The 23,403-nt window shown below is 62.9% G+C and carries 18 protein-coding genes; 6 read left to right on the plus strand and 12 right to left on the minus strand.

Annotation, left to right across the window (positions count from 1 at the left end):
• Positions 1-83: 83 nt before the first annotated feature.
• Entirely contained in the window at positions 84-1,355 is a 1,272-nt protein-coding gene (locus AC0NIE_RS00320; RefSeq protein ID WP_473483751.1) for a sensor histidine kinase, read from the minus strand.
• 206 nt (positions 1,356-1,561) lie between these two features.
• Between AC0NIE_RS00320 and ppk2 the strand changes: the two genes are divergently transcribed.
• Positions 1,562-2,470 (plus strand): polyphosphate kinase 2, encoded by a 909-nt coding sequence (gene ppk2, locus AC0NIE_RS00325; protein WP_123146567.1) that lies wholly within the window; start codon positions 1,562-1,564, stop codon positions 2,468-2,470.
• Between the two features lie 70 nt (positions 2,471-2,540).
• Here ppk2 and AC0NIE_RS00330 read toward each other — a convergent pair whose 3' ends face one another.
• From AC0NIE_RS00330 to AC0NIE_RS00340, 3 genes are all read right to left on the minus strand, one after another.
• Positions 2,541-3,287, minus strand: a complete 747-nt coding sequence (locus AC0NIE_RS00330) for an enoyl-CoA hydratase-related protein (protein ID WP_123146566.1) — start codon at positions 3,285-3,287, stop codon at positions 2,541-2,543.
• A 15-nt stretch (positions 3,288-3,302) separates the two neighbouring features.
• Entirely contained in the window at positions 3,303-3,941 is a 639-nt protein-coding gene (locus AC0NIE_RS00335; protein WP_095493548.1) for an acyl-homoserine-lactone synthase, read from the minus strand.
• Positions 3,942-4,038: 97 nt separating this feature from the next.
• Entirely contained in the window at positions 4,039-4,770 is a 732-nt protein-coding gene (locus AC0NIE_RS00340) for a helix-turn-helix transcriptional regulator (protein WP_473483753.1), read from the minus strand.
• A gap of 287 nt (positions 4,771-5,057) precedes the next feature.
• On the opposite strand from AC0NIE_RS00340, the gene AC0NIE_RS00345 reads away from it, so the two are divergent.
• Entirely contained in the window at positions 5,058-5,876 is an 819-nt protein-coding gene (locus tag AC0NIE_RS00345) for a transporter substrate-binding domain-containing protein (RefSeq protein WP_473484515.1), read from the plus strand.
• Between the two features lie 64 nt (positions 5,877-5,940).
• On the opposite strand, the gene AC0NIE_RS00350 is transcribed toward AC0NIE_RS00345, so the two are convergent.
• Entirely contained in the window at positions 5,941-6,351 is a 411-nt protein-coding gene (locus AC0NIE_RS00350; RefSeq protein ID WP_473483755.1) for a tellurite resistance TerB family protein, read from the minus strand.
• 170 nt (positions 6,352-6,521) lie between these two features.
• Between AC0NIE_RS00350 and AC0NIE_RS00355 the strand changes: the two genes are divergently transcribed.
• Positions 6,522-8,171 carry a lysine--tRNA ligase gene (locus AC0NIE_RS00355; protein WP_123147398.1) on the plus strand — a complete coding sequence of 550 codons (1,650 nt, stop codon included), beginning with the start codon at positions 6,522-6,524 and terminating at the stop codon, positions 8,169-8,171.
• On the opposite strand, the gene AC0NIE_RS00360 is transcribed toward AC0NIE_RS00355, so the two are convergent.
• The 7 genes from AC0NIE_RS00360 to AC0NIE_RS00390 all read right to left on the minus strand — a co-directional run bounded on the left by AC0NIE_RS00360 (position 8,134) and on the right by AC0NIE_RS00390 (position 16,991).
• Positions 8,134-8,982 carry a thermonuclease family protein gene (locus AC0NIE_RS00360; RefSeq protein ID WP_473483758.1) on the minus strand — a complete coding sequence of 283 codons (849 nt, stop codon included), beginning with the start codon at positions 8,980-8,982 and terminating at the stop codon, positions 8,134-8,136. The two genes, AC0NIE_RS00355 and AC0NIE_RS00360, sit on opposite strands and share 38 nt — an antisense overlap.
• Positions 8,983-8,991: 9 nt before the next feature.
• Positions 8,992-9,642, minus strand: coding sequence for a S24 family peptidase (locus AC0NIE_RS00365; RefSeq protein WP_123146562.1), 651 nt, complete (start codon positions 9,640-9,642; stop codon positions 8,992-8,994).
• An 81-nt stretch (positions 9,643-9,723) separates the two neighbouring features.
• Positions 9,724-11,943 carry a 3-hydroxyacyl-CoA dehydrogenase NAD-binding domain-containing protein gene (locus AC0NIE_RS00370; protein ID WP_473483760.1) on the minus strand — a complete coding sequence of 740 codons (2,220 nt, stop codon included), beginning with the start codon at positions 11,941-11,943 and terminating at the stop codon, positions 9,724-9,726.
• A 14-nt stretch (positions 11,944-11,957) separates the two neighbouring features.
• A complete protein-coding gene (locus AC0NIE_RS00375) occupies positions 11,958-13,166 on the minus strand; it encodes an acetyl-CoA C-acetyltransferase (protein WP_258120557.1) in 1,209 nt (402 codons plus the stop codon).
• A 30-nt stretch (positions 13,167-13,196) separates the two neighbouring features.
• Complete coding sequence (locus AC0NIE_RS00380) at positions 13,197-14,366, minus strand: acyl-CoA dehydrogenase family protein (protein ID WP_473483763.1); 1,170 nt, start codon at positions 14,364-14,366, stop codon at positions 13,197-13,199.
• Between the two features lie 56 nt (positions 14,367-14,422).
• Entirely contained in the window at positions 14,423-16,219 is a 1,797-nt protein-coding gene (locus AC0NIE_RS00385; protein ID WP_473483765.1) for an acyl-CoA dehydrogenase, read from the minus strand.
• A gap of 310 nt (positions 16,220-16,529) precedes the next feature.
• On the minus strand, positions 16,530-16,991 hold the full coding sequence (locus AC0NIE_RS00390; RefSeq protein ID WP_095493558.1) for a MerR family transcriptional regulator: 462 nt from the start codon (positions 16,989-16,991) through the stop codon (positions 16,530-16,532).
• 477 nt (positions 16,992-17,468) lie between these two features.
• On the opposite strand from AC0NIE_RS00390, the gene AC0NIE_RS00395 reads away from it, so the two are divergent.
• From AC0NIE_RS00395 to AC0NIE_RS00405, 3 genes are all read left to right on the plus strand, one after another.
• Positions 17,469-21,416: a peptidoglycan-binding protein gene (locus AC0NIE_RS00395; RefSeq protein ID WP_473483767.1), complete on the plus strand. Its 3,948-nt coding sequence runs from the start codon at positions 17,469-17,471 to the stop codon at positions 21,414-21,416.
• A 192-nt stretch (positions 21,417-21,608) separates the two neighbouring features.
• Positions 21,609-22,532: a sulfite exporter TauE/SafE family protein gene (locus tag AC0NIE_RS00400; RefSeq protein WP_123146557.1), complete on the plus strand. Its 924-nt coding sequence runs from the start codon at positions 21,609-21,611 to the stop codon at positions 22,530-22,532.
• Entirely contained in the window at positions 22,532-23,323 is a 792-nt protein-coding gene (locus AC0NIE_RS00405; RefSeq protein ID WP_473483769.1) for a TIGR02186 family protein, read from the plus strand. The genes AC0NIE_RS00400 and AC0NIE_RS00405 overlap by 1 nt, the downstream gene beginning before the upstream one ends.
• Positions 23,324-23,403: the final 80 nt, after the last annotated feature.

Consider the following 23,403-nt stretch of genomic DNA (forward strand, 5'->3'; position numbering starts at 1 on the left):
TACGCCCTAAGTTCCTTATCCACGCATCCGGCTGTCCTAAAATCTTCCGGTTTTTGGCCGACGCGTTCTTAGGTAGTGAGGCGTCAGTGCGCCGGCAAATGCACCGTGAAAGCTGCGCCCTTGCCGACCTCCGACTTGATTGAGAGCCTGGCGTTGTGGCGCGTCAGGATATGCTTGACGATGGACAGGCCAAGCCCGGTGCCTTTCTGGGTCCGGCTGTTTTCGACATCGACGCGGTAGAAGCGTTCGGTGATGCGCGGGATGTGCTCCTCGGGAATGCCGGGACCGAAGTCCCGGATGGTGACGTCGATGCCCGGTTCGGGACCGTCGTCGCTATGAGAAATCGTCACCACGACACGTCCACCCGACTGTCCGTATTTGCAGGCGTTTTCCAGCAGATTCTCGAAAACCTGGAAAAGTTCATCGCGATCCCCCGGCACATTGAGCGGCCCTTCCGCGAAATCCCGCTCTATGGCAACACCGTTCTCCCTGGCAAGCGGCCCCAGCGAATCGATGACGCTGTCGAGGGTCTGGCGGAGATCGACCTCAGTTCCCGGCTTCAGATAAGGTTTCATTTCCAGTCGCGACAGCGACAGCAGGTCGTCGATCAGGCGCGCCATGCGGCCGGTCTGGTTCTGCATGATCTGCAGGAACTGCTCGCGCGCCGCCGGGTCGTGGCGGGCCGGGCCGCGCAGCGTCTCGATGAAACCGGAGATCGAGGCGAGCGGGGTGCGCAGTTCATGGCTGGCATTGGCGATGAAGTCGGCCCGCATCCGGTCGATGCGGCGTGCCTCGCTCTGGTCCTTGAAGACCAGCACATAGAAGTCGGTACCGTGACCGACCGAAGACGCACTCACCCGGTAGGCCCGTTCGACCGGCAGCTTTTCGGTATAGTCAACGACATCCGAAGCGGCTGCGCCCGATAAAATACTGTCCAGCAAAGCCTGCATCTCGGGCGCCCGGAATTTCAGCGACAGCGACATGCCCGGTGCGATGCCACCGAAGGCGGCGAACGCGGCGGCGTTGGCATGGACGATCGTGGCGGTGCGATCGAAGATGATCAGCGGATCGGCAACGGCGGCCGCCAGATATTCTCCCGACAGCTGTTGTAGCCCGCCCGCCTCGATCGCCGCGGCATCCTCCGCGGGCTGGCGCGCAACGCCGGCCGGCAGCATCGCGGCGGCAAACAGCAGCACGGCACATGCCAGCAGCACCACGTAGCCGGTCATGTCTGCGAAACCATAGACCGTCAGGACCGCGACGATGCCGGCCGCCAGCAGCCAGCGGCTGTTCCACAACCGGGTGGCGACCAGTTGCGCCGTGCTTCGCTGTTCTGTGCCGCCCATGTCAGCCATTCGCGCGCACTCCTCCACCCGGTCCGGCCGGGTGCAAACTTCCCGCTGGACCGGCCTAGAGCGCCGTGCGTCCAATTGGACGCACAGAGGACGCCCTGCCACTGTTAATCTGCTGCATCGTTCGTTCCGAAAACGATTCCGATTTTCAGGCCGATGCAGTAAGGCTCCCAATAGCATGAGTCCGGAAACTGGAAAGGTTCGTCTCGATGAAAAACCCCAAGGAAGATGCCGCCGCGCCCGTTCCAGGTCCGCTGAAGATCCGCATCGACGGCAAGGAGCGCGAGTTCGACATCGAGGATCCAAAGCTTCCGGACTGGGTCGAAGACAACAAGCTGAGCGCCGGCGGCTACCCCTACGACAAGAAAATGAAAAGCGACGAGTATGACGAGACGCTCGAGCGGCTGCAGATCGAGCTGGTCAAGGCGCAGGCATGGCTGCAATCGACGGGCAAGCGGGTGATGTCGCTGTTCGAAGGACGCGATGCCGCAGGCAAGGGCGGCACGATCTTCGCGCTGCGCCAGTACATGAACCCCAGGACAGCGCGCAACGTAGCGCTGACCAAGCCTAGCCCAACCGAACTCGGGCAATGGTATTTTCAGCGCTATGTCGCGCACTTCCCGACATCCGGCGAGTTCGTCACCTTCGACCGCTCCTGGTATAATCGCGCCGGCGTCGAGCCGGTCATGAGCTTCTGCACGCCGGAGCAGCACGAGAAATTCCTGGACGAGACGCCGTATTTTGAACGGATGATCTGCAACGAGGGCATCCATTTCTTCAAGTTCTGGCTAAACATCGGTCGGGAAACACAGCTTGAGCGATTTCACGATCGCCGCTGGAGTCCTTTGAAGAGCTGGAAATTCTCGCCGATCGATATTGCCGGCATCACCAAATGGGACGACTACACCAAGGCGCGCGATCTCATGTTCGAACGCACGCACGAGGAATTCGCGCCCTGGATCATCGTGCGTGCCAACGACAAGCGGCGCGCGCGACTTGCCATCATCCGGCGCATCCTGTTGTCGCTTCCCTATGACGGCCGCGATCTCGACGCCATCGGCAAGGAAGACAAGAAGATCATCGGGGAAGGGCCTTCGTTCCTGGGAATACAGGCCTGAAGCAGTGCCGCGCGCCCCAAGGACGCGCGGCACGATTCCAGATGTTCCTGTCATTCTGCCGAATGACTTCTCATGCCGCCAGCCGAGCAATCCGCTGCAGCCGCCGCAGCGTGGTATCGTCCTGCAAAGCCTGCTGAAACAGCGAAATCTCCTGGTCAATGCGATCGCAGAGCGCGCCCGTGTCGCCCTTGAGCAGGTCGCGCGTCTGCAGCAGTGCGGCGACCGGCTTCTTGGCGAGTTGCCTGGCTCTGCCAAGTGCGGCTTCCTCGACATCGCCAACCACGATCTCCGTGACCAGGCCAAGCAACCTGGCGTCCTCGGCACTGAGCGTGTCGCCCAGGCAGAAGAAGCGGAAAGCGCCGGCATAACCGAGTTTCTGCGGCGCCAGGATGCTGGTCGCCGCGTCCGGCACGAGGCCGAAATCGACGAACGGCACCCGGAACGTGCTTTCATCAGATGCGATCACCATGTCGCAATGGAACAGGATGGTGCAGCCGACGCCGACGGCGTCGCCATCGACACAGGCAAGGACCGGTTTCGGGAACGTCGCCAACGTGCGGAACATGTCGGTGACGGCGGCGATCAATCTTTGATGCTTGGTGGCGTCGAGGAATTCGGAAAAATCGCCGCCGAGGCAGAAGCAGCCGGCGAGGCCGCGCAGCACCACGACGCGCACATCATCGTCGATTGCGGCTTCGTGGAAGATCTTGGCCAGGCTTTCATAAGCTCGCCCGTCCAGCACCGGCCGGCCGTCTTCCGACGACACCGTGACAATCAGGGTATGATTCCGAAACTCTGTTTGCGGGTGGATGTTCATGGCTGTCTCCAATTCTCACGAGGCCTGCCTCATTCCGAGCCTGTCGGGATATCCCCTGGCCAGCACCGGCGCGAAATGACTGCGACGAGAACGCACCACCTCAAGCGTATGCTCGTTGAAGGTGAGCAGTGTGGCGACGACCTGCTGGTTGCCATAGGTGCGCTGGTAGCCAAGCGGCTTCGCCAGGAAGTGCAACTGCAGCGCCCGCAGGACCCACATCGGCTCGAACTCGATGATCACCTGGTTGACGTTCCGCTTCAGCCCCCACTCGACGAAGCCGGCAATGAGCTCGGTGCCGACCGTCGAGACGCCGCGCTTGCCGTCACGAAAGCCCGGCGCCACCGCGTAGCGGGTCAATTCCCAAACGTTCGGGCCGGACGGCGGCGTCCCTTCATAGAGGTCCGCCAGCACCTCGGTCAGAAGATGCGCCCGCGTTGTCGGCAACATCCGCTGATAACCGGCGAGTTCGCCATTGCGGACGACGAGCTGATGCACCGCCTCGTCATGGTCGAACTGATCGATCTCAAGGCCATCGGGGCGCTGCAGGTCGGTCCAGCCCATCTCCTCGACGAAAATCTTGTAGCGCAAACGATGAACGGCCTCCCAAAGGTCGGGACGTTCCATAAGTTCCTGTGTGGTAAGGGAAAAAAGCATCTGCCGTCTCCTAGGTTCAATAGGAAGATACGGCCGGGCTGTCCCGAGAAAATTACGCGATCACGTAGGCAAGAATTTCTAGGCCGGCACGGCCGAGCTAGGTAATATAGCCGCGCCTTATCGCTTCCGCGACCGCCTGCACCCGGTTGACGGCACCGAGTTTGCTTTTGGCGTTAAGAAGGTGTTTCTCTGACGTGTGTTCCGAAATGCCGAGAATCTGTGAAATCTCCCATTCGGACTTGCCGACGGCGGCCCATTGCATGCATTCGCGCTCACGCGGCGTCAGTTCGACGTGGTCGATGGTCTGGGCCGCCATCGTGTGGAGTTGCATGGCACGGCCTATCGCATAGGTCGCGGCCAGCGACACCAGTCCGAAATCGGCGCCAGACAATTCGACGGCTTCGCCGCCGAGCGACACCATGACGATCTGGCCATCGAGCGTAACCAGCGGGAAGGCCAAACCGTCGCGCAGCTTGAATTCGCCGGCGTCGCCCATCACTTCGCCGCTGCTCTTGTCGATGCGGATGCTCTGGGACGCCTCCCGCCACTGGAACGGCGCCTGAAGCTGCTTCATGTGGCTGACGACGGGGTCGTGGTCGACATAGTTGCGCGCCACATAGCGCTCGAGCCATTCTCCCGGCCACTCGCAAAGCAGCACATGGTCCTTTTGCTGGCCTCTTGGCGTGCCCGGTTGCGGAACCGTTCCGGCCATCAGCGCCGTCAGGCCGAACTCCGAGGTTATGCCAAGCAGTTTTTCGCAGACCGCGGCCGCCGTGTTGGCGTGCTGCAGCTGATCTATGAATTCCAGTGTACGATCGAAGTGGCCCATCGCAACATCTACCCCATGTTGCCTTCCGCGTTAAGATCAACGGTCCAGTGCTACCTGCACTTTGCCATCGACCCCGGATTACAAACCTGCTCCTCTCTGTTTGCAGCGCCTTGCAGCTACCCTCCAGCCGACGCCACACATGTTTGCAAGCTCGCTGAAGCATAACCCTAAATCGGCGTGATGAAATCAAAAACCGTTGTGCCTGTGTCATTTTCGTACCAAAAGCCACATTGGACAGGACAGGGCGGAGCTCGATCGTGGCAATTCGGTGGATACCCGTCGTCTTGATGCTGGCAATGACGGGGGCACAGTGGCTCACGGCAGCGCGTGCCGCGGAGCCGCAAGTGCCGGTGCTGTGGGATGCAAAGGAGCGGCTGCCGAAGCCTGACCTTTCCGCGCTGCCGCGTCTGAGATTCCTGACCACCACCGATTTCCCGCCGTTCAACTTCCTCGACGGGGCGGGCCGCCTGTCCGGCTTCCACGTCGATCTGGCGCGCGCCATCTGCGCCGAACTCGGCATCGCGGAAAAATGCCAGATCCAGGCACTGCCCTGGGCCGAGCTCGAAGGGGCGCTGCAGAAGGGCGAAGGCGAAGCGATCATTGCCGGCATCGCCGCCACGCCGGAGTCGCGGTCGAAATATGCCTTCTCGCGCTCCTACCTGCAGTTTCCGGCACGCTTCATCATGCCGAAGACAAAGGCGCTCGCGGAACCGATCTTCGACAGGCTGCGCGGCAGGCGCGTCGGCGTGGTGGCCGGCTCCGCGCATGAGCGCATGCTGCGCGATTATTTCAGCACCGTTCAGGTCGTACCCTTCGGCCGGCCGGAAGAACTCTATGATGATCTTAAGGCCGGCAAGGTCGACGCCGCCTTCGGCGACGGCATGCGCTTCGCCTTCTGGCTGGGCGGTTCGGATGCCGCAGCATGCTGCCGCTTCGCCGGCGGCCCCTATCTGGCGCCAGAATATCTGGGCTCGGGAATGGCCATCGCCACCAGGGCCAACGATCCGGCGCTGGCCGCGGCATTCAACTACGCGCTGCAGCAGATCTCAGTGAAGGGCATCTTCGCCGAATTTTATTTGCGCTATTTCCCGGTCAGTTTTTTCTGATCCGGTCCGGTCAGTTTTTTCTGATCCGGTCCGGTCAGCTTCTTCTGACCCTTCAGGGCCCGGATCAAGTCAGCGTGCGAAGGCGGGCTTTGGCGGCGCGGGCGATGGCTGCGACGGTGAGCGTGTCGAGATCGAGCTGGCGACGGATAAGCTGCAGCACCCTCACCTCCTCCAAGCGCATTTCGAGGTCGACGGCCGCAACCTCGAAGGCTGCGGCATAGGCGGTATCAAGCAGGCGTTCGGGCAGTGCTTCAGCGACGCGCGCCAAAACGCCTTCCAGCCCGTCCTTTTCGTGCAGCATCTTTTGGCAGTCCTGGGCGACGCCGACCAGCCGGTCATTGTCGAAGTCCTCGAACACCGGCCATGAGCGGACGACGTCGCCGATCCGCGCCAGTTCGACATCGGTCATGTCGCGATCGGACGCGGAGGTGATGACCATCAGATAGATCAGGGCTTCATGCGGCGGCAACGACATTTAAAACTCCTCAAACGGGCTCCGAAGTTAGGAACGCGGCACCGACGCTGCAAGGAAAAAGAGCCGCGATCGTTGACGCCTACGGCAGGCACGCCTAGAGACCGGTGGAAAAAATCTCTTCCGGCCCCCTATTTGCGGCGATGCCGGCGAACAATTTGGAAAACAGTGACATGGCGGGATCAAACATCATCGATCTCAATCCCGAGGTGCTTGCGGCAGCGGCTGAAAGCAAGGCGTGGCCGTTCGAGGAAGCCAGGAAGATCGTCGAGCGCTACAAAGACACTGACTTTCCCGAGACCGTCCTGTTTGAGACCGGCTACGGTCCGTCGGGGCTGCCGCACATCGGTACTTTCGGCGAGGTCGCACGCACCTCGATGGTGCGCCACGCCTTCCGCGTCCTTACCCGGGACACGGTCAAGACCAAGATCTTGTGCTTTTCCGACGACATGGACGGTATGCGCAAGATTCCGGACAACGTCCCCGATCGCGCCGCACTCGAGCCGCACCTGCACAAGCCGCTCTCGTCCGTCCCCAATCCTTTCGGCGGCGACTATGCGAGCTTCGCAGACCACAACAACGCAATGCTTTGCCGTTTCCTGGACACGTTCGGCTTCGACTACGAGTTCGCCAGCGCGACGGAATACTACAAGGCTGGCCGTTTCGACGACGTTCTGCTGCGCGCTGCCGAACGCTTCGATAAGATTATGGACGTGATGCTGCCGACGCTCGGAGAGGAGCGTCAGGCGACCTACAGTCCGTTCTTGCCGATTTCCCCCAAAAGTGGCCGCGTGCTTTACGTCCCCATGAAGCATGTCGACGCCAAGGCCGGCACTATCACCTTCGATGATGACGGCACCGAAACCACGCTGCCCATAACCGGCGGCAGGGTGAAGCTGCAGTGGAAGCCGGATTTCGGCATGCGCTGGGCGGCGCTCGGCGTCGACTTCGAAATGTTCGGCAAAGACCACCAAACGAATGCGGTGATCTACGACCGTATCTGCAATATCCTGGGCGGGCGCGCGCCTGAGCATTTCGTCTATGAGCTGTTCCTGGACGAAAACGGCCAGAAGATTTCGAAGTCGAAGGGCAACGGACTGACCATAGACGAGTGGCTGACCTACGCGCCGACCGAAAGCCTCGAGCTCTACATGTACCAGCGGCCGCGGCAGGCCAAGAAGCTCTATTTCGACGTCATTCCGAAGGCGGTGGACGAGTATTACGCCTTTCTGTCCGCCTATCGCCGGCAGGAGTGGAAGGAGCGGCTGGGAAATCCCGTCTGGCACATGCATGACGGTAACCCGCCTGTCGTCGACCTGCCGGTGTCGTTCGCGCTGCTGCTTAATCTGGTCAGTGCCTCGAACGCCCAGAACAAGGACGTGCTGTGGGGGTTCATTTCGCGCCACACATCAGGCGTGACGCCGAAGACCCATCCCGAGCTCGACCGGCTGGCCGAGTATGCGATCCGCTATTTCGACGATTTCGTGAAGCCGGCCAAGGTGTATCGGGCCGCCGACGCGGTCGAGCGCGAGGCGCTGACGAAACTCTCTGACGCGCTCGCCGCTTTGCCGCCAGATGCCGATGGCGAGGTGATCCAGAATGCCGCCCTCAACGTTGCGCGAAAGATCGAACGCTATCAGGACCATTCGAAGCAGAGCCCGGAGGGCGGGCCGGGCGTCTCCGTCGCCTTCTTCCAGATGATCTACCAGGTTTTAATCGGACAGGAGCGCGGCCCGCGCTTCGGTTCCTTCGCCGCCCTTTACGGCATCGCAGAAACCCGCGCGCTCATTCAGAAGGCACTGGCTGGTCAGCTGGCGGCGTAGCCGTCGTCTCGGTTGGCGGCGTAGTCGTCGCAGACGGATCGAGAATCGGCTGCGACGGCTGCGTTGCCGCGACAGGGGCTGGTGCTGGAGGCAGGCCAGAGAGACTGGGCGCCGGCCCGAAAATGCCCTTCCTCGCCGTACGCGCCTTCTCGCCGGCCTCGACGTAAGGGCCACCTTTGGCTGCGCGCGCCCAGCCGTTTTCGATCAACCACTGACCGACATCCTGGTTGCCAACGCGGCATTCGGCGGCGATCAGGTCGCGGCCGCCTTCGGGCGGCACCGCGCAAACCACCGCCCGGCCGCGCAGGAAAGCACGGAACGCCGTTCGCGCCCGGCTGCCGCACGTCCAGGACTTGCCGCCGTCGGCGCAAGTCTCGTCCTGCGTGACGATGTCGATACCCGAAACCGCGACCGAGTAGCCCTTGGCCTCGATCACACCGGCGGCAGTTGCAATCGGCTGGAACAGTTTTGTCCCGTTCCAGTCGTCGGGCATTTTCGATTTGGGCGGTCTGGCCAGCGCCAGATCACTCAGCGGCGCGCGCGGCTCGACCCGTTCAAGCTCTTCGGGTTGAAGCTGCGGCGGCGCGACGACCTCGGGATCGATGGCCCTGGAATGCGCCTCCGGCCTCGCCGCCTTGGGTCGCGGGATCGCTGATATAGCAGGCGCTTCGGATTGCGCCGCCATGCCGGCCTGCGCTCGAGCTGCGACACGGCTGTTTTCGTCATGCAGAACGGCGCGGCCGCCGGCGGCGATGGCGGCCCCCATCACCAGGATCGTCGACACCGCAGCGGCTGCATGAAGCGGGCGCACCGGCGGCCCTTACTGGCTTGCCCAGACAATCCGCGCCACCCATTCGACATCGCGCATGGGGATGTCGCGGTCCGGGTGATCGGGATTGAGCGAGACCAGCATGATCGACTTCGCCGTCTGACGGTCCAGCACCTTGGCCATCACCTCGCCGGCATTGGTCTTGACGACGACCCGGTCGCCCTTGCGGGTGGCAGCGCCCGGCTCGACAATCAGCACGTCGCCGTTGCGGTACAGCGGCAGCATGGAATCGCCCTGGACCTGCAGCGCATAGGAGGTTCCGGTCGCCTGTGCCGGAAGCTCGATCAGGTCCCAGCCCTGCCCCGCCGGAAAGCCGGCATCATCGAAGAAACCGCCGGCGCCGGCCTGGGCGAAGCCGAGCAGCGGCACCGAAGACCGCCGTGCGGGCAGGGGTCCGGGGCCGGGCTTGCCCCGGCCTTCGACCAGTCCCGTGAATTCGTCGAGCGAGGCGCCCGTCGCCTCAATGATCTTGGCCAGCGATTCGGTCGACGGCCAGCGCGGCCGCCCGTCCGAGGACAGCCGCTTCGACTTGTTGAAGGCTGTCGAATCGAGGCCCGCACGCTTCGCCAGCCCCGAGGCCGAGAGCGAATAGCGCTCGGCGAGAGCATCGATTGCGGCCCATACGCGGTCATGCGAGAGCACTTTTGCTCTCCTTCAGAACAGGAAAAAATACCTTTTCTGTTCTAACCGGTGGCCGCGATCTTGTCCACCAAGAAGGCGGCGTCACGCCGCCTTCTTGGCCTCACTCCTGGCATAGGGATCGAAGCGTTCGTAGAAAGTCTCGCCCTTTTCCGCCATATCGAGCAGGAGCTTCGGCGCCTTGAACTCGGCGCCGTACTTCTTCTGCAGACCCTTGGCGATCTTGACGAATTTCTTTGCGCCGATGCCGTCGATGTAAGACAGCACACCGCCGGTAAAGGGCGCGAAGCCGAAGGCGAGGATCGAGCCGACATCGGCTTCGCGCGGATCGGTGACGATGCCCTCCTCCATCACCCGGGCCGCCTCCAATGCAATGGTGGCCAGGAGCCGCTGCTTCAGTTCCTCATAGTCGACCTTTTCAGGCGCCAACTGCGGATAGAGATCCTTCAGGCCCGGCCACAACTTCTTCTTGGCAGGCTTTTGCGGATAGTCGTAAAAACCCTTGCCGTTCTTGCGGCCAAAGCGGCCATGAGTATCGACCAGCGTGTTGATCAGCGCCATCTGCTTCGGGTCGACCGCGTTTTCGCCGAGATCGCGCATGGTCTGCTTCATGATCTTCTGCGCGAGGTCGATCGCTGTTTCGTCCGTGAGCGCCAAAGGACCGACCGGCATGCCGGCGGCCTTCGCCGCATTCTCGATCATCGGCGCCGGAACGCCCTCGATGAGCATCTTGTAGGCTTCCGACATGTAGCGCAGCACGCAGCGGTTGACGTAGAAGCCGCGCGTGTCGTTGACGACGATCGGCGTCTTCTTGATGGCGCGGACGAAGTCGATCGCTGTGGCCAGCGCCTTGTCGCCCGTCTTCTTGCCCAAAATGATCTCGACCAGCATCATCTTGTCGACCGGCGAGAAGAAATGGATGCCGATGAAATTCTTCGGCCGCGCCGAATTCTTCGCCAGCGACGTGATCGGGATGGTGGACGTATTCGACGCGAAGACCGCCGCCGGCTTCAGCATGGCCTCCGCCTTTTCGGTGGCGTCCTTCTTGACGCCCGAATCCTCGAACACCGCCTCGACCACCAGGTCGCAGCCTGCGAGGTCGGCATAGTCGGCCGTCGGCGTGATAAGCGACAGCAGCCTGTCCTTGTCCTCCGGCTTGGCGCGGCCCTTCCTGACCTGATCCGAGATCAAGCTGTCCGAATGCGCCTTGCCATTGGCGGCAGCTTCCATGTCGCGGTCGAGCAGCACCACCGGAAAGCCGGCCTTGGCCGTAACAAAGGCGATGCCGGCGCCCATGAAACCGGCGCCGAGCACGCCGATCTTCTTGAACCTGGTTTCCGGCACGCCGGCCGGGCGGCGCGCACCCTTGTTCAGTTCCTGCAGCGACACGAACAGCGAGCGGATCATCGCCGCCGCTTCTCTTGTCTGCATGATCTCGGTGAAATAGCGCTGCTCGATGCGCAAAGCGGTGTCGAACGGCACCAGCAGGCCTTCATAGACGCATTTCAGGATGGCGGCGGCAGCAGGATAGTTGCCATAGGTCTCGCGACGCAGGATGGCGATGGCCGGTGGCCACAGATTGGCGCCGGCCACCGAATAGATCGGGCCGCCGGGCAGCTTGAAGCCCTTCTCGTCCCACGGCGCCACCGGCTTCAAGCCATTTTTGATCATGGCCTTGGCGGTTTCGACCAGCTTTTGCGGCTCGGCGATCTCGTGGATCAGGCCCATCGACCTGGCCTTCTGCGGCGACAGCGTCTGGCCGGAGGTCAGCATCTGCAGCGCCTGCTGCTGGTCGGTCAGCCGCGGCACGCGCTGGGTGCCGCCGGCGCCTGGGAAGATGCCGATCTTCACTTCGGGGAGCGCCATCCTGACCTTGTCGGAATCGGCCGCGACACGACCATGGCAAGCAAGCGACAGCTCGAACGCGCCGCCCATGCAGGTGCCGTTGATCGCCGACACCCATGGCTTGCCTGAGGTTTCCAGCTTGCGAAACAGGCCGGTCATATAACCGGCATTGTCGAACAGCGCCTTGGTCGCCTTGTCCAGGTCCTTGGCTTTGTCGGCTGCGAACTTCGACAGCATCTTCTGCAGCATGGTGATGTCTGCACCGCCGGAAAACGTATCCTTACCGGAGGTGATGACCGCGCCTTTGATTGCTGCATCGCTCGCCACCTTGTCGACGATGGAATTCAGCTCCAGCATCGCCTCTTCGGTGAAAACGTTCATCGACCGGTCGGGCATGTCCCAGGTGACCAGCGCGATGCCGTCGGCGTCGATGTCCAGCGTGAAATTGGTATAGCTCATCGGTCTCTCTCCCGTCAGACGCGTTCGATGATCGTTGCGGTGCCCATGCCGGCGCCGATGCAGAGCGTCACCAGCGCGGTATCGAGGTCGCGACGCTCAAGTTCGTCCAGCACCGTTCCGAAGATCATCGCACCTGTGGCGCCGAGCGGATGGCCCATGGCGATGGCACCCCCATTGACGTTGATCCTGTCGTGCGAAATATCGAAAGCCTGCATGTAGCGCAGCACCACCGAGGCGAAAGCCTCGTTGAGCTCGAACAGATCGATGTCCGACAGCTTCATCCTGGCGCGCTTCAGCAGCTTCTCGGTCACGTCTACCGGACCGGTCAGCATCAGCACCGGTTCCGAACCGATATTGGCGAATGCACGGATGCGCGCGCGCGGCTTCAGGCCGATCGTCTTTCCAGCCTTTTTCGAGCCGAGCAGAACGGCCGCCGCGCCGTCGACGATACCGGACGAATTGCCGGCGTGATGGACGTGGTTGACCTCTTCCACCTCGGGATGCTTCTGCACCGCGACGGCATCGAAGCCGCCCATTTCGCCGGGCATGACGAAAGACGGGTTGAGTGCCGCCAGCGACTGCATATCGGTCGCCGGCCGCATGTGCTCATCGTGGTCGAGGATGGTCAGGCCGTTCTGGTCCTTGATCGAGATCACCGATTTCTTGAAGCGGCCCTCGCCCCAGGCTTTGGCAGCACGCTTCTGGCTCTCGACCGCATAGGCGTCGACGTCGTCGCGCGAAAAGCCGTATTTCGTGGCGATCAGGTCGGCCGAGATGCCCTGCGGCACGAACCAGCCCGGCAGGCCAACGGAGGGGTCCATGAACCAGGCGCCACCGGATGCGCCCATGCCGACGCGCGACATCGATTCGACGCCGCCGGCGATGACAATCTCGTCGGCGCCTTGCGCAATTTTGGCTGCGCCGAAATTGATGGCGTCCAGGCCAGAGGCGCAGAAGCGCGAGATCTGCATGCCGGGCGCTTTCGTGTCGTAGCCCGCCTCGAAGGCGGCGGCGCGCGGAATAACAGACCCCGCCTCGCCGACCGGGTCGACGCAACCGAAAATGATGTCGTCGACGGTGCCGGTATCCAGCCCATTGCGGTCGCGGATCGCCTCGAGCACCTTGGCGCCGAGCCGCACCGCCGGCACCTCGTGCAGCGAGCCATCCTTCTTGCCCCTGCCGCGCGGCGTGCGCACGGCATCATAGACATAAGCTTCGGCCATTTTCTTGCTCCTTGGTTTGCTGAAAGTCTCTCAGAGAGAGCGTCCAATCAGCAATTTCATGATCTCGTTGGTGCCGCCGTAGATGCGCTGGACGCGGGCGTCGCGGAACATGCGGGCGATCGGATACTCATTCATGTAGCCATAGCCGCCATGCAATTGAAGGCATTCGTCGACGACTTTTCCCTGCAGGTCGGACAGCCAGTATTTGGCCATCGAGGCCGTCACCGGGTCGAGGCCTCCATCGATATGGCGGGCAACGCAGTCATTGTAGAAGACCCGGCCGATGGTCGCTTCGGTCTTCAGTTCGGCCAGCTTGAACTGGGTATTTTGGAATTCGATAATCGCTTTGCCGAAGGCTTTGCGCTCCTTGACGTAGTCGATGGTCTGCGCCAGCGCCCGCTCGATCATGGCGATGGCGCCGGTGCCGATCTGCAGCCGCTCCTGCGGCAATTGCTGCATCAGCTGGACGAAGCCCTGGCCTTCCTCGTGGCCGAGCAGATTGGAGGTCGGCACGCGCATATCGTTGAAGAACAGTTCCGACGTGTCGTTGGCCTTGAGCCCGATCTTGTCGAGGTTGCGGCCGCGCTCGAACCCTTCCACCTCGTCGGTCTCGATGACGATCAGCGAAGTGCCCTTGGCGCCCTTCTCCGGATCGGTCTTGGTGACGATTATGATGAAGTTGGCGAGCTGGCCGTTGGTGATGAAGGTCTTCGAGCCGTTGACCTTGTATTGGTTGCCATCCTTCTCGGCTCGCGTCTTGACGCCCTGCAGGTCGGAGCCGGCGCCGGGCTCGGTCATGGCGATGGCGCCGATCAACTCGCCGGTCGCCAGTTTCGGCAGCCATTTCTTCTTCTGCTCCTCCGAGCCGTAGTGGAGGATGTAAGGGGCGACGATCGAATTGTGCAAGCCAATGCCGAAACCGTCGACGCCGACATGGCCGATCGCCTCGATGATGGCGCTCTCATGCGCGAATGTCCCGCCCGAACCGCCATATTCCTCCGGCATCGAGGCACAAAGCAGACCGGCCGCACCTGCCTTCAGCCAGCTCTCGCGGTCGACCATCTCGTTCTTCTCGAACTCTTCATAGCGCGGCGCGATCTCTTCCGACATGAAGCGGTGCGCCATGTCGTAGAGCATGCCCACCTCGTCCGCCGCCCAGGCGGGTTTGGGGAGGCCGAGGATTTCGGCGGGGTTGGTCATGCTATTTCTCCCGCGCCAACGCTCCCCTCCCCTCAAGGGGGAGGGGAACGTCGAGCTTAGAACGCTTCCGCCGGCAGCGCCATTAGCGTGTCCGCGCCGCTGGAGATGCGGGCGAGGTGCGCCGACGTTTCCGGCATGATCCGCTCCATGAAGAAGCGCGCCGTCACCAGCTTGCTGTCGTAGAAGGCCGAAGATCCGTTGGCGCCATTCGCCAATTTCGCCCCGGCTGCCTTGGCCATCTGCGCCCACATATAGCCCAGCGCCACCAAGCCGAAGAGATGCATGTAGTCGGTCGAGGCGGCACCGGCGTTGTCGGGCTTGGCCATGCCGTTCTGCATCAGCCACATCGTCGCCGCCTGCAGATCGTTGAGGCCCTTCTTCAGCGCCTTGGTGAAGGGCGCCATCTTCTCATCAGTGCGGTTCTCCTCGCAGAACTCGCCGACCTCCTTGAAGAAGGCCTGCACGGCGCGGCCGCCATTCAAGGCCAGCTTGCGGCCGACGAGGTCGAGCGCCTGGATGCCGTTGGCGCCCTCGTAGATCATGGCGATGCGGGCATCGCGTACGAACTGGCTCATGCCGTGCTCTTCGATATAGCCGTGGCCGCCGAACACTTGCTGCGCCATCACCGCGTGGTCGAAGCCCTTGTCGGTGAGCACGCCCTTGACCACCGGCGTCATCAGGCCGGTGTAGTCGTCGGCGGCCTGGCGGTCCTTGTCGTCACTGGCACGGTGCGCGATGTCCGACTTGATCGCCGTCCACAGCGCCAGCGCGCGGCCGGCCTCGTTGAAGGCCTTCATAGTCATCAGGCTGCGGCGGATGTCGGGATGGACGATGATCGGATCGGCCTTCTTGTCCGGCGCCTTCGGCCCGGACAGCGAGCGGCCCTGCAGGCGATCCTTGGCATAGGACACAGCGTTCTGGTAGGCGACTTCCGACAGAGAAAGCCCTTGCAGGCCGACTCCGAGCCGGGCCTCGTTCATCATCGTGAACATGGCCTTCAGCCCGCCATTGGCGTCGCCGAGCAGCATGCCTTGCGCCTCGTCATAGTTCATGACGCAGGTCGAATTGCCATGGATGCCCATCTTCTCCTCGATCGAGCCGCAGGAGACGGTGTTCTTCTCGCCCGGATTGCCGGACGCATCGAGCTTGAGCTTCGGCACGATGAACAGCGAAATGCCCTTCACGCCTCCCGGTGCGCCCTCGATGCGGGCCAGCACGAGGTGGACGATGTTGTCCGACATGTCGTGCTCGCCGGCCGAGATGAATATCTTCTGGCCTGAAATCCTGTAGGTGCCGTCGCCATTGGGAACCGCCTTGGTGCGCAGCAGGCCGAGATCGGTGCCGCAATGCGGCTCGGTCAGGTTCATGGTGCCGGTCCAGATGCCCTCGACCAGCTTCGGCAGCCATGTCGCCTTCTGCTCGTCGGTGCCATGGGTAATGATCGCCGCGATCGCGCCCTGCGTCAGGCCGGGATACATCATCAGCGACATGTTGGCCGAAATCATATATTCGGAAACAGCGGTATGCACCGCGTAAGGCAGGCCCTGGCCGCCAAATTCGACGGGTGCGGCCAGCCCCATCCAGCCGCCTTCGCGATACTGGTCGAAGGCCTCCTTGAAGCCTTTCGGCGTCGTCACCGAACCGTCGTCATGGCGCACGCAGCCTTGCATATCGCCGACGCGGTTCAGCGGCTGCATGACGTTTTCGGCGAGCTTGGCGCCTTCGGCGAGGATGGCCTCGACCACATCCGGCGTCGCGTCGGAAAATCCGGGAAGATTGGAATAGCGCTGGTAGCCCAGCACCTCGTTCAGCACGAACAGCGTGTCCTGGACCGGCGCCCTGTAGATCGGCATGCGTTTCCTCCACCATGCGGCCTTGGCTCCGAAATCAAGCCCCAAAAAATGAATCAGGGACAGCATGCGGACCAATGTTCAGGTCGGGATAGCAAAAGTTGACGTTTGCGTAAACGTCAATTTTTCGATGTCGCAAATTTTTCCGGGCCTCACCCGCGAGCGTAGCGGCGCTACACCATTGAAGCCAGTGCGGAACGATTGAAATGTGTATTCATCCCGACGCAGCCGGATGGCAGAAAGAGCCGCGCGGCCAACGCCCCGCGGCTCTCTTTCGTCAGAAGGCCGTTCACCGGAAGCCGGCGAGGCCGAATTATCCGGCGGCGCTGGCCTGCGGCGCCGAACGTTCGATCAACATCTGACGCACCGCCGCCATCGAGTTGCTCAACTCGTTGATGGCATCGTCGATCAGCGCCCGCTGCTTCTGCAGACGGGCAAGCTGCTTCTCCGACTTGTCGAGCGCCAGTCGCAACTGCTTGGTGTTGGAGCCAGTCGGGTCATACAGATCCATCATCTGCTTGACGTCGCGCAGCGAGAATCCGACCTTGCGGCCGAGCAGGATCAGCTTCAGCCGAGCCTTGTCGCGTCGCGTGTAGAGACGGGTCGAGCCGTCGCGCTGCGGAGTGAGAAGACCCTTGTCCTCGTAGAAACGCAGCGTGCGCAGCGTTACTCCGTATTTCTTGGCCATCTCGCCGATGCGGACAAGATCCTCGCCGGCTTTGTCAGACATGTCATTGGTATTGGCCGCGGCTTCGCCGGGCGAAACAAGTTTCATGGTCACTGGCTTTCCCCATCTGGTGGCGCCGCGGTCCCGGACCTTGCGTCGCCTGAGCGGAAGCGGGGGCGTGCTTCCACTCGTGGTTTCAACAAACAAATCGCAAACGGCACAGTCTGTGCACCTTTACGTTTACGTCAATTCTATACCGATAGCCGCCTCACGAAGCAAGGGCGTTGTGGGGGAGGAACTTTTTGCCGCATCCGCCAGCGCATGGCCCGGCGGGGCTTAGGCAGCCCGCCAACAACGTTGCAACTTCTTAAGCTTGGTTAACGCGTTGTTTACCACGTTGGGCGAAATGTGCGCATGTCGGTTACCCGTGTTTATCCTGTAGCGAATTTTTCACGGTTTTTCGGAGCGTGGGTGAAACCCGGGAAGCTCGTCTTCCACCGCAGCAAGCCGCGCGGCCGCCTTCGTTTCCGGCAGGACTTTGGGAAACTGGTCATAAGCCAGCAGTAATTCTGAACGGGCGCATCGATGAACAGCAAGCGGTCCTATCTCGATACACTCAACGTCGGCAGGCAGCGCAGGCCGCACACCACGCTTGAACAGCTCAACCGTTCCCTGGAAACGCTGGAGCAGCGGCTGGAGCGGACGCGCGAGGACCTGAGCGAGCGTCCCGATTCGCGCCGGCCGAGCGCGGAGCCGCGCTATGCCAGCGCCCGGCCCTATGAGGATCCGCGCCCGGCGCAGCCGCCGAAAAGCCCGGAGCCGGCTGCCTTTGACCAGACTTACCAGGCGATCGCCCGCGATATCGACCGTGTGCGCGGCCAAGAAGACGGCGTCGCCGTGGTCGGCAAGATCGCCGGCGAATTGCGCGGCCTGCGCGAGGAACTGCGCCACCAGATGACCGCCGGCCTGCAGCGCGAATTCGAAGCGCTGCGCAAGGACATCGAGCGGGCTTTCCAGGCAAGCGCCGAGCCGGGTGGTCAATCGGGAGGCGGCAAAGGCAGCGCCGAACTCGGCGTCGAGTTTGAGCGGCTTTCCGGCGCCATCCAGACTCTGGCCGAAAGGAGCGACGACAGAAGCGTCAACATGCTCCGGCTCGAACTGGAGCAGGTCAAGGCCGCGCTCGACACGCTGGCGCGCGAGGAGAGCGTGCAGGCGGTTGGCCGCCGCTGGGACGATTTCGACCGCCGCTGGACCGCGTTCGAGGATCGTGTCGATGCCGATCACCGCAAGCGGTCGGACGCACCCGGTCTTTCGATTCTGACCGACCGGCTCGAGCAGATCAGCAACGCCGTCAACAATTTGCCGGAGTCGCTGTCGCTGCGGTCGATCGAAGAGAAGGTCCGCACGCTTGCCAGCGCCGTCGATCATTTCGCCAGGCAGCAGGACAATCGCGGCAGCAGCACATTCGGTATGATCGACGAGCGGCTGGACGAGATTTCCCGCGCTATCGTCGCATCCACCGTCGCCGCGCAGGCCAATTCATTCGACCCCGAACCCTTCGAACGCATCGAGAAGCGGATCGCCTCGCTTGCCCAGCAGATCGAGGAAGTCACGCAAGTTCACCCCAGCGGCGAGGTCATCGACCGCCTCAACATGCTGTCGAGCCGGGTCGACGATCTTGCCGGCCGGGCCAATTTGCCGGAGCAGGCGATGGAGCGTCTCGACAAGCAGATCGCGCTCATTGCCGACAAGATCGACAGGGCGCCTGCAATGCCGGATGCCGACTATATCTTCCAGGGGCTGGAGCAACGTTTCGACGTGCTGTCCGGCATGATGGAGCGCCGCCAAGGCGACGCGATCGAACAAGGCAACTTGCTGTTTCGTGATCTCGAGCGCCGGCTGGACGAAGTCGTCGACAGGCTGGACCAGCGCATGCCGCAGATCGACGGCGCCGGCATCATGGATGCCATCGACGCCCGCTTCAGCGCGCTGGCCCAGCGCATGGAAACGCGCGTTCCCGATTCCGCAAGCGAAGCGGCGATCCGTGGCCTGGAAGGCCGCCTCGAAGATATTTCAAGCCGGCTGGATTCATCGGCGGCACAAGTCGCCGGCATCGACCCGGCCCTGATCCGCAGCCTGGAGACGCAAGTCGCGGCTCTGTCGGCGCATCTTTCGAAGCCCGGCACGCCATTGCCGGAATTCGAGGACATCAGCCCTCGTCTCGACGAAATCGAGAAGTCGCTGGCTGGCACCCGCGATTCCATCCTCAGCGCTGCGCGCGAGGCAGCCGAGAGCGCCGTCCGCTCACTGGCCGACTCCAGTGCCAACACGGCGGCCGTTTCTGGCCTCGCCCAGGATCTGAAGACGCTCGAATCACTGACGCGCCGTTCCGACGAGCGCAATTCGAGGACCTTCGAGGCCATCCACGACACCCTGCTCAAGATCGTCGACCGGCTGGGCTCACTGGAAACCGGCGAGCCGACCGACGCGGTGAGCGAACTTCTTAATACGCAATCGGCCGAGCCGGACAGCTGGCGCGGCGCGCGATCGTCAAAGATGGCCGTACGTGACGCGCCGTCCATGGACATCGACCAGCCATTGCCGCTGACGGGTGACATGGCCGACCTCGACAGCCATGCCACGGCCATCATGCGCAATGAACCAGGTTCGCGTAGCGAACCGGGCACGCGTACGCCGGCCGAAGCCGCTGCGGCCGCGGCCATGGCGGCGCTTGGTTCGGATACTGTGACGGAGAAAAGTGAGCAGCCCGGCGGCCGGAAGTCGATGCTCGGCGGACTGGCGCGCGTCTTCAAGGGTAAGAAGGAGGCAGACGTTCCACCGCTTGCCGGCTCGGCGCCTGATGTCGAGATACCGAGCGTCGATCTCGACGAGCCGCTGGATCCGAAGGTTGCCAACCGGCCGCTGGAGCCCGGCTCCGGCCCACCCGACCTCAACGCCATCTTGAAACGCGTGCGCGACGAACGCGGACCGCCGGTCAGGCCCGGCAGTGCCGATGCATCGAAAGCCGACTTCATCGCCGCAGCCAGACGCGCGGCGCAAGCGGCGGCCGCCGAGGCCGACGCTCTCAAGCGGCAATCGAAGATGAGCGGCCCGGTGAAGGCGCTCAGGATCGGCGACCTGCTCAAGGCGCGGCGCAAGCCGATCCTGATGGCGGCCGCCGCAGTCATGCTGGCGCTCGCCGGCCTGCAACTGGGCGCGGCCTTTTTCTCCGACCCCGTCGAAATGGCGAGCAACGATGCGGCGCCGATCGCGGCCGCGCAGCCAGCGAAAACCGCGTCGGCCGGTACCGCCAGCGAGCCGAAGACGGACGCGCAAACTGCAGCGCAGGACAGCGCGCCGGCCCGCGTCGTCCGGCAGGCAGAGCCGTCCGAATCGGTAACCGAAGACGACATGCCGGCGCAGACCGCCCTCGCCGCGCCGCCGGACGCCGAAACGCCGATGGAAATCGGACCCGAGGCCGAACCTGTTCCTGCGCCCATCACTCCAACGGCGTCGCCCGATCCGGCGGCGGCGAACGTGACAGCCTCGGCACATGCGGGCCCGACGGCTGCGGACACCGAGCCAATGGCCACAGCGCCGGCCGCCACGCCCGCGACCCCGGACATGACCGGCACGGTCACGCCCGCGGATGCTTCGACGACGGCGGCCGCTGCCAAGATCGACATCCCAGCCGATGCCGGCCCGGCTGCCTTGCGTGACGCAGCGGCCGGCGGCGACGCCAAGGCGTTGTTCGAGATCGGCTCGCGTTACGCCGAATCGCGCGGCGTCAAGCAAGACATGGCAGCGGCCGCCAAATGGTATGAAAAGGCCGCCGAGCTCGGCTTCGCGCCGGCGGAATACCGCATCGGCAACTTCTATGAGAAGGGCACCGGCGTCGCGCGCGACGTCAAGAAGGCGAAGACGTGGTACCAGCTCGCCGCGGAGCAAGGCAACGCCAGCGCCATGCACAATCTCGCCGTGCTCTTTGCCATGGCTGCGGACGGCGTGACCGACAATGAATCGGCCGCGCACTGGTTCCAGGCGGCCGCCGATCTCGGTGTCAAGGACAGCCAATTCAATCTCGGCATCCTGGCGGCGAAGGGCGTCGGCATGAAGCAGAATCTCGAAGATTCCTACAAATGGTTCGCGCTCGTTGCCAAGACCGGCGACAAGGATGCGGCGGCAAAGCGCGACGAGATCGCCAGGGCGCTCAAGCCCGAGCAGCTCGAACGCGCCCGTACCGCCGCCGAACTGTGGAAGGCGAAGCCGCTCGATCCTGCGGCCAATTCGGCCGACATTCCCGAATCGTGGCAGGACGGCACGCCGCAGACAACCGCCAGCGTCGACATGAAGAAGGTCGTTCAGAACATCCAGCGCATTCTCAACAAGAACGGCTATGAGGCCGGCAATGCCGACGGCGTGATGGGCCAGAAAACCGAGGATGCCATCATGGCTTTCCAGACCGACAACGACTTGAAGCCGACGGGCGCGGTCGACGAAAAACTGGTCAAGGCGCTGCTTGCGCGCAAATAACGTCAGATGCGTCGTTTCCGCGACGCCTTTGCCACACATTTGCCTGTTAACTGATTGAGTTGTTTTTTGTTTCGGCGGCGTGGCGAGGTTTGACTTCGCCGCCCGGCCGGCGCAAGAACGAGATAGGCTTTTAGGCGCGAAATGCCCGCAACGGTTGCATTCGTCGAGAGGCAAACTGATCGAGACTGACGGGTGGGCATCTATCTCCCGATCGCGGAAATTTCCGTCAACATTTTCGTGCTGCTGGCCATGGGCGCGGCGGTGGGTTTCCTTTCGGGCATGTTCGGAGTGGGCGGCGGCTTCCTCATCACGCCGCTGCTGATCTTCTACAACATTCCGCCGGCGATCGCGGTCGCTACCGGCGCGAACCAGGTCATCGCCTCCTCCTTCTCCGGCGCATTGTCGCACGTGAAGCGCGGCACGCTCGACTTCAAGCTCGGCGGTGTGCTTTTGGCAGGCGGCATCGTTGGCTCAACGGGCGGCATCTTTGTCTTTGGTTTCTTGCGCAGGCTCGGCCAGCTCGACCTGTTCATCTCGCTGCTCTATGTCGTGCTGCTCGGCACCGTCGGCGGGCTGATGCTGGTCGAGAGCGTCAATGCGCTGCGCGCCACGCGCAGCGGCGCGGCGCCGGTGCTGAAGAAATCCGGCCAGCACAACTGGATCCACCGCTTGCCGCTGAAGATGCGGTTCAGGGCCTCGAAGCTTTTCGTCAGCGTCATCCCGGTGCTCGGCCTCGGTGCCGGCATCGGTTTCCTGTCGTCGATCATGGGCGTCGGCGGCGGCTTCATCATGGTGCCGGCGCTGATCTATCTCTTGAAAGTGCCGACCAACGTCGTCATCGGCACCTCGCTGTTCCAGATCATCTTCACCTCAGCCTACACCACGCTGGTCCATGCCACCACCAACCAGACGGTTGATGTCATGCTCGCCTTCCTGTTGATGGCGGGCGGCGTCGCCGGCGCGCAATACGGCGCCAAGGCCGGCCAAAGGCTGCGTGGCGAGCAGCTCAGGGCTCTGCTGGCACTGCTGGTTCTGGCGGTCGCCATTCGGCTCGCCATCGATCTGTTCGTGACGCCTCCCAGCCTCTACTCGCTGTCCGGCGTGGACCCGACCTGATGGCGTGCTTGAGAGCGTTCCTGGCCGCTGCCTCGCTGTCGCTGTTCGCCGCCGCGTCACCGGGAAAAGCGCAGACGCCGGTTACCGAAAACATCCAGATCGGCCTGTCCACCGACCATGTCTCAATCACCGCCGGCTTTTCCGGCGCCGACCTCACCATCTTCGGCTCACTGGAAAATGCCGACCCGCTTGTCGCGCGCCAAGGGCGCTACGACATCATCGTCGTGCTTGAGGGTCCGGCCCGGCCGGTCGTCGTGCGCCGCAAGGACCGGGTGCTCGGCATCTGGATCAATCTGGAGTCCGAGACCTTCGAGAACGTGCCGGTGTCCTATTCGGTGGCGACGACGCGCCCACTTCAGGACGTCACCGACCCCAACAGCTACAAGCAACTGTCGCTCGGCGCCGCCAACATCTACATGCAGCCTGCCGACGATGGCGACAATCCGGCGACAGTCCAGGAATTCACCGCGGCGCTGCGCGAGCGCAAGACGGCGACCGGCCTCTACAGCGTGAACGTCGGCGGCGTGCAGTTCCTGTCGCAGAACCTGTTCCGCGCCACCGTCAGGCTTGCCCCCAATGTTCCGGTCGGCACCCACAAGGCACGCGCGTTCCTGTTCAAGAGCGGCCTGTTCATCAAGGAAAGCTCCGCCCAACTCGAAATCCGCAAATCCGGTTTCGAACAGTCGATCTTCCGCGTCGCCCACGATTATTCCTTTCTCTACGGCGTCTTCGCTGTATCGCTGGCCATGCTGACCGGCTGGCTCGGAAGACTGGTCTTCCGAAAGGACTAGCCCCCTTGCGAAAGGTTGTTCCCCTTTTGGGGCTCATGGGTTAGACCGCGACGCCGGCCCGACCGGACACGAGCTGTCGC

The sequence above is a fragment of the Mesorhizobium sp. WSM4842 genome, from assembly GCF_055901575.1.